The 15,072-nt window shown below is 39.2% G+C and carries 13 protein-coding genes; 6 read left to right on the top strand and 7 right to left on the bottom strand.

Annotated elements, in window-relative coordinates; translation table 11 throughout:
* Window positions 1–87: 87 nt before the first annotated feature.
* Complete coding sequence (locus MHI58_RS01610) at window positions 88–516, bottom strand: cell wall hydrolase (RefSeq protein ID WP_061417816.1); 429 nt, start codon at window positions 514–516, stop codon at window positions 88–90.
* Window positions 517–1,055: 539 nt separating this feature from the next.
* On the opposite strand from MHI58_RS01610, the gene MHI58_RS01605 reads away from it, so the two are divergent.
* Both MHI58_RS01605 and MHI58_RS01600 read left to right on the top strand, forming a co-directional pair.
* A complete protein-coding gene (locus MHI58_RS01605) occupies window positions 1,056–2,117 on the top strand; it encodes a DUF4352 domain-containing protein (RefSeq protein WP_024719008.1) in 1,062 nt (353 codons plus the stop codon).
* A gap of 283 nt (window positions 2,118–2,400) precedes the next feature.
* Window positions 2,401–3,294: a hypothetical protein gene (locus MHI58_RS01600; protein ID WP_041508195.1), complete on the top strand. Its 894-nt coding sequence runs from the start codon at window positions 2,401–2,403 to the stop codon at window positions 3,292–3,294.
* A gap of 431 nt (window positions 3,295–3,725) precedes the next feature.
* On the opposite strand, the gene MHI58_RS01595 is transcribed toward MHI58_RS01600, so the two are convergent.
* Both MHI58_RS01595 and MHI58_RS01590 read right to left on the bottom strand, forming a co-directional pair.
* A complete protein-coding gene (locus tag MHI58_RS01595; protein ID WP_041508194.1) occupies window positions 3,726–4,907 on the bottom strand; it encodes an ABC transporter permease in 1,182 nt (393 codons plus the stop codon).
* A complete protein-coding gene (locus MHI58_RS01590; protein ID WP_041508193.1) occupies window positions 4,907–5,647 on the bottom strand; it encodes an ATP-binding cassette domain-containing protein in 741 nt (246 codons plus the stop codon). Before MHI58_RS01590 ends, MHI58_RS01595 begins: the two co-directional genes overlap by 1 nt.
* Before the next feature lie 160 nt (window positions 5,648–5,807).
* Here MHI58_RS01590 and MHI58_RS01585 point away from each other — a divergent pair, with 160 nt between their 5' ends.
* On the top strand, window positions 5,808–6,509 hold the full coding sequence (locus MHI58_RS01585; protein WP_007498366.1) for a LytTR family DNA-binding domain-containing protein: 702 nt from the start codon (window positions 5,808–5,810) through the stop codon (window positions 6,507–6,509).
* A gap of 11 nt (window positions 6,510–6,520) precedes the next feature.
* The gene (locus MHI58_RS01580) at window positions 6,521–7,486 is read left to right on the top strand and encodes a sensor histidine kinase (protein WP_045034628.1); all 966 of its coding nucleotides are present in this window, start codon (window positions 6,521–6,523) and stop codon (window positions 7,484–7,486) included.
* Window positions 7,487–7,521: 35 nt separating this feature from the next.
* Here the strand turns inward: MHI58_RS01580 and MHI58_RS01575 are convergent, their stop codons facing one another.
* Window positions 7,522–8,451, bottom strand: a complete 930-nt coding sequence (locus MHI58_RS01575; protein ID WP_045034629.1) for an aldo/keto reductase — start codon at window positions 8,449–8,451, stop codon at window positions 7,522–7,524.
* A gap of 498 nt (window positions 8,452–8,949) precedes the next feature.
* Between MHI58_RS01575 and MHI58_RS01570 the strand changes: the two genes are divergently transcribed.
* Complete coding sequence (locus tag MHI58_RS01570) at window positions 8,950–9,990, top strand: DUF4352 domain-containing protein (RefSeq protein WP_045034630.1); 1,041 nt, start codon at window positions 8,950–8,952, stop codon at window positions 9,988–9,990.
* 48 nt (window positions 9,991–10,038) lie between these two features.
* Here the strand turns inward: MHI58_RS01570 and MHI58_RS01565 are convergent, their stop codons facing one another.
* The 3 genes from MHI58_RS01565 to MHI58_RS01555 form a co-directional block, all read right to left on the bottom strand.
* On the bottom strand, window positions 10,039–11,130 hold the full coding sequence (locus MHI58_RS01565; protein ID WP_024719014.1) for an SEC-C metal-binding domain-containing protein: 1,092 nt from the start codon (window positions 11,128–11,130) through the stop codon (window positions 10,039–10,041).
* Window positions 11,131–11,323: 193 nt separating this feature from the next.
* Window positions 11,324–12,262, bottom strand: a complete 939-nt coding sequence (locus MHI58_RS01560) for a response regulator (protein WP_045034631.1) — start codon at window positions 12,260–12,262, stop codon at window positions 11,324–11,326.
* 4 nt (window positions 12,263–12,266) lie between these two features.
* Entirely contained in the window at window positions 12,267–13,553 is a 1,287-nt protein-coding gene (locus MHI58_RS01555) for a sensor histidine kinase (RefSeq protein ID WP_017358607.1), read from the bottom strand.
* 517 nt (window positions 13,554–14,070) lie between these two features.
* Here MHI58_RS01555 and MHI58_RS01550 point away from each other — a divergent pair.
* On the top strand, window positions 14,071–15,051 hold the full coding sequence (locus MHI58_RS01550; protein WP_045034632.1) for a glutaminase: 981 nt from the start codon (window positions 14,071–14,073) through the stop codon (window positions 15,049–15,051).
* The last annotated feature ends 21 nt before the right edge of the window (window positions 15,052–15,072 follow it).

The following is a 15,072-nucleotide window of genomic DNA, read 5'->3' as shown; positions in this document are numbered from 1 at the left end:
CATCTTGTTGATACACAATGGTTACCCATTTTGAAAAAAAGAAAAACACAATCCTCTTGAATACAAAGGATTGTGCTGTTCATCAAGCTAAAAGGTGTTATAAACATTCTCGCAAGTTTCAGCTGTGGGCTGGTAAAAGCAATGTGATTTATACCTTGCCACAAACGGCTGATTGTACCAAGTGGATGGACAATTTCCAGGCGGTTTGAAATACCAAAGGCTGAATTTCGCAGGCCAAAAACGTTCACCATTAATGTTCCTCCGTGCAAGTGTCTTTTCACTTTCTCGTGCTCGCTGATAAAAATAGCCATGCGTGACTGCCTCAAACGCATGCTCCTGATAAATCATTTGTGGAATCGTACGCAGCCCTTTAAAGTCAGAACAGTTGGCACGCAAACGATTGATGCCTACATTTCCTACAAGCAGCATCCCTTGTTTCCCTTCACCTTCCGCTTCGGCTCTCAGCAGTCTGGCCATTAAATTAATATCAGAGCTTGTCGCTCTTACTACTGCCATACATCCACCTCCCATTCATTTCTCTTTTATTTTATGTAGGGTTTCTGTGTAGATGACTGCCATTTTGAAGGGAAAAGACACATTCCGTGTCGAGAGCCTGTCTAAATACCTCAACATTTCGCTGGACAAGTGTCTCTATGTCAACAACACACAAACCTAGTGATCATACACATCACAGGAAAAAATATTCATTACTAACGACTCATTTACAAGTCATAAAAATCCTTCTATTTGCTACATCTTCTTCAAAAACAGTCATTTGAACCTATTCAATAATCCGACTCAAAACCTTAAAATATAAAATGTTGAGTTTTTACAGGAGATTTCAAACAATAAAATACACATTTCTCCTCTCAACATAGTGTCATTTTTACTACTTGAAGTGGATGAACCTTTCGAACGCACTGAGGTATTGACAGTACTTTCGCTTCATTCTACAGTAAAAAACATACAGTATTTTTCTTTTTGTGCAAAAAGAACGATATGAACTAAAGCTTTCCAATGAAATTCACCATAAAACCCGAGGAGGAAAACATCTCATGTTTAAAAAGAAATTATCCCTGTTTCTTCTGATTTTGTGTGTAACTGTTGTCGCTGCTGCTTGTAGTGGTGGAAAAGACAAAACTGCTGCGAAAGAAAGCGATACAAAAAAATCCCTTGATGCAGCTGAAGTAAAAGTAGAAAGTGCTGAGTACACTTTACCACCTCAATACGATACATCTGTTCAGGATGATCAATATGTCCTAAAAGTGAATGTATCTGTAAAAAACATCAGCAAAGAACCATTGAATGTGGATAAAAGCAACTTTACGCTTTACCAAGATGACGCTCAGGTGTCTACCATCTCTCCTGATGACTACAACGAAGTATTATCTTCAAGCTCTCTAAATGCAGGTAAAGTATCAAAAGGTGGTCTTTTCTTTGTGGTTGATAAAGAAAAAGACTATCAATTGGTTTACACAGAGCCTGGTACTGGATCGAAAAAAGATGACAAAACACTAGAATTCGATATTAAAGGAAAAGACTTGATGAAAAAGGCAGATACACTTCAAGCGTCTGCAAAAGCCCTTTCTTCTTATATTGATGTCATGATCTTTGGTAAGAAAAATGACGATTTCGAAAAACTAACAGGTGATAACAAATCAACTGTCGTAAACGAATTTGATAAATCATTCAAACAAGGCTACATTTCTTCTTCTGGTATTTCATCTAGCTCAGCAAAAGACGAAAACCTTGATAAGCTTCTAAAAGCTGTAAAAGAAACATTAGCTGAAAAATCAAAAGTATCAACGAAAACAAAATCAATCAGCGGTGATAAAGCTGTCGTGACTGTGACACTTACACCAATTGATGCAAGCCCGCTTGTCGATCGTTTAAAAGAAAAAGCAACTGAATTCTACAGCAAAAACCGTACAGCATCTTATGATGATGCACAGAAATATCTACTTTCTATCTATCCAGATGAATTTAAAAAATTAGGACCATCATCTTCTGAAGAAACAGTAGAAGTGAACATGAAGAAAAACGATATCGACCAATGGAAACTTGATTTGAACGACTACAAAACAAGCTCATTGGTTGAAAAGTTCATCAAGAACTAAAGAAAAACCCCCGGTTCCCGGGGGTTTTCTTTAGTCTTTTTTTGATTGATGTCTATATTTGATTCCGACATACAAAGAACTTTCATCTTACTTTAAAAAATAGAAAGAGTATAAATTAAAAAGTTTAAAGAAGCAAAATTAATGAAATCACTTCACACGCAACAAAATATGACTATCCAACAGTTATTCATAATAAAAATAGAAAAAAACCATTAAATAATGTATTTTATATAATTATATGGTTTTTTTGTTATAATATATTATTTTTCTAGGAGGAAAGGGCATGTTTAAGAAAATATCTATTATATTACTAACTGTAGTGCTTATTTCAATCGCGCCAAACTCACTACCAAAAAACTGGGCTTTTGCAAGCACATACAATTCAGCAACACAAAATAAAAATTTGAGTACAACTGAAAAAGAATTTATTCAAGAATTAAAGGAAAACAATGTGAAATCAGATGAAGAAATAGAAGATACTTTACAAGATGTAGTTGGAACAGAACAAAAAACAAAAAAGGAGATCGACAAAAGATTAGAAAACACCACAATTCTACCTGAAACAAGTTCACTAGACGAATCAACAAAAACTCTAGATCTAGATGAGTATATGCAAGATAATATTAAAAATGGAAATTTCAAGGTTGAGGAAATTAACGAAAATGTTAATGTTATTTTCACTAATGAAGACACTTTCTTTGTAGAAATTTTAACCGCTGAAAATCCGGATGTGTTAAAAGAAGAAAACGATACGCTATCAAACATACCTGTATTAGGAAGTGTAGTTAAAGCAATAGGGCCAAAAACAGCAAGTGCAAAAACTAAATATACAGGGTCAGTCAGTAAAAAATATGTGGCTTATAGCTGGGTTGGCATACCATTGTGGGAAGTGTACACTAAAGGAGAGTTTAAATACACTGGAAAATCTGTAACAGCTTATTGGAAAGATGGATATGTTAAAAAACGGTGGGGAGGCGTTGCATGGCAAGTAGATAATTATGGAGAAGGTACAACCCGAAACGCAAAAGGTACATCAGCTACAGTCTTCACAAGGTTTAATGCTCATTATGGAATTGAATATAGTGGTGTGGGTATAGTCCTTCAATATAAAGATGTCAGAAATGAAATTACCTGTAATAAAAACGGTAAAATCTCAAAGTCAACTACAATACGTTAAACTACAAGGAGATGATTAAAATTGATTTTTAGAAAAAAAGATTACATTATATCTTTTTTAGTTATATTCTTGATTCTTATACTCAGTATAATGCCTGGGGATGGGATTATACGACCAGTTATAGGTGCAATAGTTGGAGCATTATTAGTTTCACTAGTCATTGGAACAATTACTAACCTAATTTTTAAAAAAAATAAAACTCTCATTAACAAATAAAAAATTGCAGTTTATATCATATGGATTCAGATTGTAGAGAAATTAATGTTTTTCTACAATCTTTTTTATTTTGAACGCATATTATAAAGGCCTACTTAGCAAGGTATATAGCAATTTTTCTGTCTAATACAAGGAAGGTTGTAAATTTCAAACAAAATTAGGTTGTCGAGATTTCCTCAACAACCTTTACGTCCTCTATTATTAAAGTCATTCCCTTATTTCGCAAGCATCCATTTCTCTTTCATAAACAAACTTCTCACGATGACAAACAAGATCATCACTGTCAGCGCCGAGGAGCCGAGCGTCAGGGCAATCGACATCGGGTCTACGATGCCAAACATCAATTGCTTGCATAGTGCGTGAATATTAAGGAATGGGATCGCAAAGTAATACGTATCTAGCTGCGTAGCGCCTGCTCTCATGGTGAAAAACATCGGAATCACACCTAGTGTAATGATCATGGACATGTACGATTGTGCTTCTTTCACTGAGCTTGAAACGACACTGAGCAGCAGTTCAATCATGGATACCATGAATGAGAAAATAATTAATGCCGCAAACATAACACCGATGATGCTCCACACTTGATCTCCGAAGTTCAGCGCTTGTTTCAGCTTTTCTGTAAAGAGCAATGTAGAGAGCAGCAGCATGCCAATCGCCACAATGCCACTTAATATACCAAACATAGAAACAGCTAGCCATTTTCCAATTAAAAGCTGAAGTCTGCTGGCCGGTGTCAGGAATAAAGCTTCAATTGACTTTCTATCCTTTTCACCTGCTACGATATCAAGCGCAGCTGGCAAAGCACCTGAGATCACAGAGGTCACTAAAATCATTGGAAGAAGAATCGACAGCAGCATGGCGGTCATCCCGTTTTCTCCATCCCCGTCCTCTCCTTCTTGCACATCAACCGATTGCACCTCAAACGGATGAATCACTGACGATTTGATCTGATCCTGTGCCAAACGCTTTTCTACGACTTGATTTTGATATTGTTCAAGCAATGATTGCAGCATTTGAACCGCAATCACTGAATCATCATCTGTTGGATACCCATGGACTTTAATGGCAAACGATGTTTGATGCTGAAGCATATCGCCTGCATCTTTTGGCATTTCTAGATAAGCATTTGCCTCACCGTCTTTAACGGCTTGCTGCGGGTCATCAAATGTTTCAAGTTTCAGGTTTTTCACTTCTTTGATCATGTCATTCATATCGGACGGAAGCTTTTCATTGATTGCGACTGTATACGTTTTATCGCCTGGATCAGCGATCATGCTTTCGTAGAAAAACACGAGTCCGAGCATCGTCAAAAGAGGGATCAAAACTGTTAAGAGCAACGTTTTCCTGTCTCTGAGCGAATCTGTCATTTCTTTTAAAAAGACGGTTTTCCACATTATGCATTCCCCCTTGCGAGCTTCGACATAAAGATGTAATTCAAGTCTTCACTTTGTTCCTGTGCATATAATTCTGGAAGCGTTCCTTTGTACACGAGCTCCCCTTGATGTATCATCATGACACTGTCACAAAGCAGGCTGACTTCTTCCATGATGTGGCTTGAAAATAGAATCGTTTTATTTTGCTGTTTCAACTGATGAATAAACTCTCTGAAAATATTACTCGATGTGATATCTAAACCTGTTGTCGGTTCGTCAAACAAAATAATGTCAGGGTCATGAATCAATGTTCTGGCAATCGCCACCTTTTGCTTCATCCCTCTTGAAAATCCTTTTACCTTGCGATCCATGTACTGCCTCATCCCGAATCGCTTTGCCAAATCCTCAATTCTTGCTTTGATTTCATGCTGATCTAAGCCATATAATTTCCCAAAGTATTCAAGGTTTTCACGAGCCGTCAAACGGTCATAAAGTCCCGTCTCACCGCCAAACAAGACCCCAATTCGCTTCTTCACTTCAGTTGCTTCTTTGACTGTATCAAAGCCTGCGACAGTGACTGATCCGTGCGTAGGTTCTAATAATGTGGCAACGGCGCGTAATAATGTGGTTTTCCCCGCTCCATTTTCTCCTAAGATGCCGACGACTTCTCCTTCCTTCACGGAGAATGTCATATGTTTCATCGCCTTTACGACTTTTTTCTTATCTGTAAACCAGCAACTACAATCGCTGAGAGTAATCATTTGGTTCGCCCCTTTCGACTATCTACGTCTATGATAGAAAAAATACCGCCTGTCTGACATAAAAATGTCGCGAAACGTCCTTTTTCTGTCTTGAAATGATCCATTTTAAAAAACAAATGGTAAAATAGACAAATAATAAGAAGAGTCATAGGTGATTTTTATGATAAAAGTAGGTCTTGTCGATGATTACCGAGTGGATTTAGAAAAGCTGCATGCCATTGTCGGCAGAATGGATGCCGTTGACATCGTTTTTGTGACGCAGTCAGCGGAGGATGCATATGAGAAGGTCAAACAGGGCGACATTGATCTATTGTTTGCAGACATTGAGATGCCTGGCATGTCAGGCTATGAATTAGCAGACCTTATTCACTCCCATGCACTGAATGTGGATGTTGTATTTGTGACGGGAAACAGTGGGTATGCTGTCCATGCCTTTGATTTGAATGTCCATGATTATATTATGAAGCCTTATCAAGCTGATCGAATCGCCAAATCCTTAGAGCGCTACATGTCCACCAAGCAGGAGAAAAGCATTCACGGACGGCTTCTCATCAAGCAGCAATCAGATATCCATGTACTGCAAAAAAAGGATGTCATCTTTGTTGAACGTACTGGCAGGTCGACGACCATTGTCACAACAACAGGAGATATTCAAACATACCAAACTCTCAACGAGTTAAAAGGTGATTTAGCTGAGAAAGACTTTATCCGCTCCCACCGCTCGTTTATCATCAATATTCATTACATTAAGAACTTTTCGGCGTATGCCAAAAATTCATTTATCGTGTCTTTTGAAGGGACTGATAAAAAAGCCATGATGACGAAGCAGCAATTAGAATACTTTAAGAAATACTACTTTTAAGGAGAACGAACGTGAACGCTTTCTATCTTGGATTTCGCATATATACGCTCATCTGGCTCGGTCTTGCAGTTCAAGCTGCTGCTAAAGCTGTTCTGCCTTTGTCATCAAGCATGGTGTGGCTTCTGACCTTTTGCATCATGTGCCTTTACACCTTTTTCATTTACAAAAGGTTTTGGCTAGGTATGAGTGGTTACGTGATATTAGGCGCTTTTGTGCTCATCACCTGTTCAGGCATTTCACTTTTTCTCACGCACGGAAATGGACTAAGCCATCTTTTAACTGTCATCATCATTTTGACAGCCGATCTTCTTTCCTTCAAGGTGATGCAAACGGAGCAACGATTAAATGGACGGCTTCAAGAGCTGATTCATGCTGAGTCGAGGACCAATGACTTGCTGCTTGAGCTGCGAAGTAAACACCATGAAACAGCTAGACATTTAAATGCCTTTTCCGCATCGAATGACGAGCATGAGATCAAAGATTTGATTCAGCAATACGTGAAACATTTTCCTTGGATCAAAGGGGAAAATGCTTATTTGGCCTCCACCCTTCATTCCTTTTTCCAGCGGGCTGAAAAAGAGGAGATTGCCCTTTCACTAGATCTTCAAGCACCCTTTTCTTCTCTTCCTTTTTCTAAAGCGGATCAGGTGAGTTTTACTGGCAACCTGCTTGATAACGCATTAGACGCCGCTATTGAAGCGAAGCAAGCCGGGAACGAGGGAAGCATCTCGATCACGACTTCCATACGGAGCGGGCTCTTTTTGATTCATTGCGAAAACAGTACTAAGGGCATGGAAAAACACGTATTAGATCATCTGTTCAAGACGTTTGGCCGCTCGACAAAAGGCGGTGATCATCAAGGTATGGGTACTTATATCATTCATCAGCTTGTTGAAAAGGCAGACGGCACGCTTGATTTTACGTATCGTTCTCCAAACCTGAGGCTCATGATCAAGATTCCTCTCACAATGGCATAAAAAATAAGGTGCTACTTGGCACCTTATTTTTTATATTATGAAAAGATCTGATCGATTTCGTTGATTTCTTCTTTTGTTAATTGAACATCGTTTGTTTTCAAGTTTTGTAAGACTTGCTCGGCTCGTTTTGCACCAGGAATAATGGCATCAATGCCATCCTGCGCCAACAGCCACGCCAGCGCTACATGGGCTGTTTCGGCATGTTTTGATTGCGCAATGGTCTTCAGTTTGTCTACTTTTTCGAGGTTTTGAAGGAAAGCATCGCCTTGGAAAAGCGGGTCCTTTGCTCGAATATCATCAAATGTCGCATCCTTTGTAAACTTCCCAGTCAACAGGCCTGACGCCAATGGAAAATAAGGGATAAAGGAAATCCCATGCTCCACGCAGTATGGGAGAAGGTCTTGTTCTGCCTGACGTTTTAGCAGAGAATACTCTGATTGAAGCACGTCTAGGTGTCCATCTCGATTAAAGGTTTGAAGCTGTTCAAAATCAAGGTTTGATGCCCCAATTGCCCGGATTTTCCCCTCATCCTTCAATTCCTTTAAAGTACCTGCCACTTCATCCAGCGGCGTGCGGCCGTCTGGGAAATGCATATAGTACAAATCAATATAATCAGTTTGGAGCCTCTTCAGGCTGTCTTCGACCTGCTGTCTTAAGAAATCACGGCTATTATCCAGTTCAATTTGCCCGTTTACTTCTTTATGAGCCCCTTTTGTCGCAAGAACCAGTTCTTTTCTGCCGCCTCTTTTGGCAATGATCTCGCCAATCAATTCTTCTGAACGGCCCAGCCCATAAATAAAAGCAGAATCTAAGAAATTGACACCATGATCAAGAGCAGTTTCTACTAGCTCCCGCCCTGCATCTTCACTCAGATTCGGGAATAAATTATGGCCACCTACTGCATTTGTTCCAAGCCCTATCGGATTCACCTGTAAATCAGTTCGTCCAAGCGTTACTTTTTTCAAAAGCTCATCTCCCTTATCTGCTTAATCATCCTTATTTTCCCATGAATCATTTTCAACATTCAAGTATTCTGCTCTCTGAAAATCAATCTGGAGGTGGACGCTTTGAAAGAAACAGATTCGTATGATGAAGATACACTTAAACGAAAAGCTTTGCGATGTGAATCCTAACACATCTTTTGAAATGAAAACTACCTCCGTCTCAAGATTTTTACACACAAAACATTTAAAACTCATGATAAATAGATAAATTAATTCTTATTAACTAGTATATTATACTTATTAAATTCCGTTTTTTATAGGTATTTGTGTAAAAATCTATCAAAGATAGGGACTACAACCTATTCCTCATCACGAATGAAATTCGATAGAATGAATAGTGCAAATCGTCATTAGGAGATTTTCCCCTTTAACACCCGAATATACCATTCTATCTGTTTCTTTTTTCTCAGTCAGATAGCGGGAAGAAAATGACGAAAGAAAAGCAAAGGAGCATCAACTGTGAATCTTAAAAAAATAAGTGCACTCCTCATGATTTCATTCGTGATGATCATCTCTGCAGCCTGCCAGAGCTCAGCAAAATCAACAAAGGCTGACCAAAAATCAACAAAAACAGCAGAGGTAAAAGTGAATAGCTACGAATATACGTTACCAGAAGACTCAACAACTACCTTGCGAGACAATGAATTGGTGTTAAAAGTCAACCTGACGATCACCAACAAAGGTGACAAAGCCCTTTCACTATATAACTCTGATTTCACCCTTTATCAGGACGATGCCAAAGTCTCTGATTTAAAATTCTACGGCAGTAAAGACCGCCTTGATCTTGGGTCATTGAACAAAGGGAAATCACTATCAGGAGCGCTTTATTTCCTAGTAGATAAAGGCAAAAAATATCAGTTCGTGTACCAAGATAGCATCAAGAAAAACAGCGATTCGATCGAAATTGAACTAGATGGCGAAAAGATACTGGATTCAGCGAAAAAGCTAGATAACCCAGCAAAAGCACTATCTGCTTATACAGATATCATTGTTTTTGACAAAAAGAATGATCAATTCTCAGAATTAACAGGTGACAATCAATCAGATGTCGTTAATAAATATCACGAAATGTTTGTGAAAGACTTTAAGAGAAGTGCAGGCATATATGGAAACGAAGTCAGTGACCGCGATATTTTATCCATGTACAAACGCATGCAAAATACAATGAAGGATAAAGCGAAAGTGGAAACAAGTGTGAAAACCATCTCAGATGACGAAGCGAAGGTTGTCGCTCAAGTAACCGGTATTGATGCTTCTAACTTAAAAGACAAACTAGACAAACAAAGAGATGAGTTTTACAACGGCAAAATCCGTTCGAAAGAAGAATTGTATAAGAAAAGCTTGAATATGTACGCATCTGAGTTTGAAAAGCTTCCTCCAGTCTCAAGCCCTGCTGAGTATGAAGTGAAAATGAAACGTAACGGAGATGGTCAGTGGAAAATTGACCTCAATGATTATAATACAGAGCAATACATGAGTGGTTTTATTAAAACAAGATGATGAAAAAAAGACGCTGGCTCCTTGAAAGGTGCCGCGTCTTTTTTCATGCTATGATACAGTCGTCTCTTGCTCTTCTTTGACCGCTTTTTCAATATCTTTAAATCGGCTCGATACAGTGGACGCACTAATGCCATACTTTTTAGCAACTTGTGCTTGAGAAAGCGGGGCATCGCTTGCAAGTGAATGAATATAATATTCGATTCCTGCAGCAAATGACGCCGCTTTCCGGATCACAGGTGCTTTCTGATCACAGTAAGCTTTCCAAACGGTTAAAGCGCCATCTGTCAGGCTTTGGTCACCGTGCTCTTTCATCCCGTCTTCAATCAGCTTGGCTGTTTCCAGCTGAACGTCACTAGCCCAGTCCATCCGATCTGCTGATAGTCCTACTGTACTTCCTTCTGTTTGAGCAGGCGCTTCTGTTTCTTCAACTTCTTGCTTCGCAAACATACACTTCAGCACTTCAGGGAAGGCTTCTCTCATAAATGTGCTGCGTGCTCCTCCGTTTGCCTCATGTGCTTCAACGAGCTGGCGAACCTGAAGAAGAAGCGTATCAGTAAACTCTTTCGCGAACATCGTATATTGAATGAAAAACTCTGCTTTTTCTTCAAACTGAACAGGGAAACCTAGAACAAGACTACCTTTCTCTGGCAGCACGGTTTGATCCGGCTTCACATCAACTTCAACCTTCTCAGCTGTCACCATATTCTCAAAGTAAAGAGACTCGTCCGTTTTTTCATTTAATAAAAGCAAAGATGGCTCCATGTCTGTCCAAGATTCAACCACTTGTCGTGTTTTAGGACGGGTAATATCTTCTGCTTTTTTTGTCAGGAATTCTTGGAAGATGGTCTCTTTCTTATCTGTTAATGGGCGGAAGAAAATGCCCCATACACTCAAATGAAAGACTGAGATTTGTTGCGTTTCTTTATCCATATCTGCTAGGAAAGAAAACTCATTAATGAATTGATTGATCGCTCTCTGATGCTTAGAGAACGCATAATTCATTAAATCCTTTTGAACTTGTACAGCTTCCTTAAACACAAGCTCAGACGTTTGTTCTCCGCCTGACTTTTGACCACAGCAATGTTTATATTTTTTTCCGCTTCCGCATGGGCAGAGCGCATTTCGTTTAATTTTTCCCAAAATAAAACCTCCGACATTCTAGTCTAACCTCACTATTTTAACAAACGATTGCACAGGAGAGTTTTATTTTCAAGAAAAAAGAAAAATCAGAATGATCAGATAAATAACAAAGACGTCTAAAAGAGCAAGGCGGCTCATAGTCAAAAGCACTCTGTCTCTGTTTATTTTCTCCAATCATTCCAATAGATTTCCCTCAGCTCATCCCTTCGAATAGCTGCTTTGCTTCAAAATAAAAGATTTGCACGAACTTTTTCGTATTGACTCTGCCTGTTGCCCCTGCAGATGAAGAAGTCTTCTGCATTTCTTTCATCCTTTGGCTGACATCAGTGAAATCAAAAAACTTCGACGCATAGTGCTCAAATTTAGGATTTGAAAAATCTGTGAGCCCAAGTGATGCGAAATGATTTAAGGAATGATGGATGGCTCGTCTAATTCGCTGCTCTGCTGCTTTCACTTCCCGCATCACTTCCACATCCGCCGCACCACGACCAAGCTTTCGTTCCGCCGTTTTGATAAATAGTTGCTTTAATGGCGGAAAATTCACCTCATGAGAATTGGCTGTCTGCGTTTCATGTAAGTAGATCAATATCTCTAGTAAATCCTTAGAGCCACTCTCTCCGACAATTCCTAATTCAGATAGGAGGAATTCCCCTGCCTCTTTCATCGTTCTTCGCTTTGATCCAGTACCTGTCTCATGAGAAATCACTGGCTCTAATGGCAGCACATGCCGAAGAGAAGCTTGAATATCGTAAATTGATTTTTCGAGCTTGATCCGCTCCATGACCTTTCGAATGACACTGACAATCTCAATTCGATTGACGGGTTTATGAATATAATATTCAATTCCAAGTTCATAGGCTTCTGCCATCATCTCTTTTGCTTCTACTTGAGATATCATGATGACCTTTCCTTTGAATTCAGGGTGAATATGACGTATGGTTTGAATGCCGTCTCTAGCTGGCATTAAAAGATCAATCAGAAGGATGTCTACTTTTTTCAGGTTCAATGAATGCGCTTCTAATCCAATGCCGTCATCAGCTTCATCCACGACCTCTCCTAGATCCTCATCCTCAATGATCTGACCTAAAATCGAGCGTATTGCACGATCATCATCTGCAATGAAAAATCGCATACACTCACCCTCTCTGTATTAAATTTTTTATCGGAAGGACAAGCTGAAAAGCTGTTCCTTTCGTTTCTTTCTGCTCAATCTGGATTTGACCGTCCAGCTCTTGAACCAGCTCTCTCACATAGGATAAGCCAATCCCAGTTGACGGTGTTCCATATGCATCAAATTTTGAGGTATATCCAGGATCAAATACAATCTCTCTCAATTTCTCAGGGATACCCGGTCCATCATCCTCGACCCGAATCTCTATTTTATCATGACTGCCTTTTAATACGAGTGAGATGGCTCCATCATCCTTGATTGCTTCAACTGCATTTGCCATTAAATTATTAATCAGCGATAAGAAAATGAACACATGATACTCATGCAAGTGAATGCCTTTTATATCAGATGTAAAGGAAATGTTCTTCCCGAGAGATAGCGCATATTTCTCTTGAATGCGAATCACGATTTGAACAAGATCCTCTGCCCTCATATAATCTTGCATATTTTCCTTTGAAATCAGCTTTGAAAGCCCAGCGTAAATACGCTGATTGTCCTTTTTGACTTCATGTATTTCCCCTGCAAGCTTCAGCAGCTCCTGACTCACTTTCTTTCCTGCCTCATGTTCATTCAGCAGACGATAGAGCCGATAGGATTCTTGCGTTATGTGCTCTGTATGATTTAACGTTTTCTTTAAATGAACTGTTTCCTCATATAAATTTGAAATGACCATCATCATATGCTCATTTTGCTTCATGATTTGTTTCTCTCTTGATTGTGCCTCATACAGCCTCATCATATTAAAAAAGCTGATGACCACGAAGCTGTGAGCAAATGCAATGAGGATCATATCACTCAGCTTTGAGAAAGTCATGGTTGTATCAAACACTAAAAATTGTACAAACAGCTCAACAAAATCAGCCAGCAGTTCAATCATCAGTCCGATCAGCCCAATAAAAATGGAACGTTGCTTGAAACGGCCTGTACGGACAACAAAGAAAAGAAAAGCATAAGTAAAGTAAAAAAAGAAGCTCGGAAACTGCTGATAAAATGACAGAGCCAGATCAGCTTTTTGCTGAATAAGATCTAAACCTACCCGAAATAGGACAATGGCTGCGCCTGTTAAAAACCCTGGCAGCAATGGTCTTGATTTTCTTAAAAGTAATAAGCAAAAGAAAAACGCAGGTGCCCCAAAACTAATACGAAATGTTTCATTCACAGGATAAAACTTCAGCTCTCCCGCAAGCGGCACAATGACGATCATAAAAATCAAAATAAATGCGTCTTTTTTGACAAGCTGGTTTAAACTCAAATGACTGACATCCCTTCCCCTGTTTACATAGCCACAGTATACAAGGAGACTCTTTGCTTCACAATGAGCAAAAAAATTATTTTCACGGCTACTTCTCTCTTCAAAATCATTTTTTATGACTATTCTCCGAGAAGGCATGGTGACCTTTCAGCTATTCTACGATTTGGAGATTGTCTACAATAATGGGAATTGTTTAGACAATTACATGCAGACTGATTTTTATTTGTAAGTTTTTCTGTAGATTTTCGTCAGATTGTGTAGTTTCCAAGATAAATTGAATGAACAATTTTAGTGAAACTATATGTAAGCGTTTTCTGAATTTTCACTAAAAACCCTTTTTGTTGTTTCGCCGCCAAAGCCTTCATTTGAACATATATTTAGGTGTAAAGGAGTGGTACAAGCAGCGCATGACAAGTTCTTTGAAGATGTGTAACATGTTTTCGTGCCTATTTGATCGCATTTTTTGTCATCCGCCAATTCAATAGGGTACTTTTTGATTTTTGATTGGAGGAATCGTATGAAAACAGCAATTTCTAATAATACACAACACGCATGCCAGTCTTCTGTTGATCAATGGGCAGAAGAAATACGTCCGTATTACAAAAACGGGCAGAACGCTGGCTACATTCCAGCACTCGGAAAAGTAAATTCCTCTCAACTTGGTATCAGCGTGATAGGCCCAGATGGATCATCTGTACATTATGGTGATTGGGACGTTCCCTTTACCCTGCAAAGTATCTCAAAAGTCATCAGCTTTATAGCTGCCTGTTTAGGAAGAGGCGTTCCGTACGTCTTGGATCGGGTAGATGTAGAGCCAACTGGTGATGCATTTAATTCCATCTACCGCCTTGAGATGCATAAACCAGGGAAGCCCTTTAATCCAATGATTAATGCTGGAGCTATTACCGTATCCTCCATCCTTCCTGGAAAGACTTCTACAGAAAAGCTAGCATATATTTTCGATTTAATCGAAAACTTAATAGGGAAGCGTCCTTCTGTTAATGAAGAGGTTTATCAATCAGAATGGGCAACTGCACACCGCAACCGGGCACTTGCTTATTATTTAAAAGAAACCAATTACTTAGAATCAGATGTCGAGGACACGTTAGAAGTGTATTTAAAGCAATGTTCCATTGAGGTCACAACAGAGGACATCGCCTTGATTGGACTGATTATTTCAAGTGATGGCTACCATCCCTTTAAACAAGTCCAAGTCATCCCAAAAGATATCGCAAGACTAACAAAGGCATTGATGCTGACATGCGGCATGTACAATGCGTCTGGTAATTTTGCCGCTTTCGTAGGCGTTCCAGCCAAAAGTGGTGTGTCTGGAGGAATCATGGCTTGCGTTCCGCCAAGCGCAAGAAGAGAATTCCCATTTCAGACAGGCTGCGGTATCGGCATTTATGGTCCTGCCATTGACGATTGTGGAAATAGTATTACCGGTGTCATGATGCTGAAGAAACTCGCCAAAGAGTGGGATCTCAGTATTTTTTAAAAAGAACAGTGATGAAATCGA

It is taken from the genome of Bacillus sp. FSL K6-2869, from assembly GCF_040869405.1.
Lineage (GTDB): Bacteria > Bacillota > Bacilli > Bacillales > Bacillaceae > Bacillus > Bacillus altitudinis.
The sequence above is the reverse complement of the archived record's forward strand: the minus strand, read 5'-3'. Positions and strand labels throughout refer to the sequence as shown.

Coding starts and splice junctions, on each gene's coding strand:
- MHI58_RS01610 (WP_061417816.1), bottom strand. CDS start 516: ATGGCAGTAGTAAGAGCGACAAGCTCTGATATTAATTTAATGGCCAGA.
- MHI58_RS01605 (WP_024719008.1), top strand. CDS start 1,056: ATGTTTAAAAAGAAATTATCCCTGTTTCTTCTGATTTTGTGTGTAACT.
- MHI58_RS01600 (WP_041508195.1), top strand. CDS start 2,401: ATGTTTAAGAAAATATCTATTATATTACTAACTGTAGTGCTTATTTCA.
- MHI58_RS01595 (WP_041508194.1), bottom strand. CDS start 4,907: ATGTGGAAAACCGTCTTTTTAAAAGAAATGACAGATTCGCTCAGAGAC.
- MHI58_RS01590 (WP_041508193.1), bottom strand. CDS start 5,647: ATGATTACTCTCAGCGATTGTAGTTGCTGGTTTACAGATAAGAAAAAA.
- MHI58_RS01585 (WP_007498366.1), top strand. CDS start 5,808: ATGATAAAAGTAGGTCTTGTCGATGATTACCGAGTGGATTTAGAAAAG.
- MHI58_RS01560 (WP_045034631.1), bottom strand. CDS start 12,262: ATGCGATTTTTCATTGCAGATGATGATCGTGCAATACGCTCGATTTTA.
- MHI58_RS01550 (WP_045034632.1), top strand. CDS start 14,071: ATGAAAACAGCAATTTCTAATAATACACAACACGCATGCCAGTCTTCT.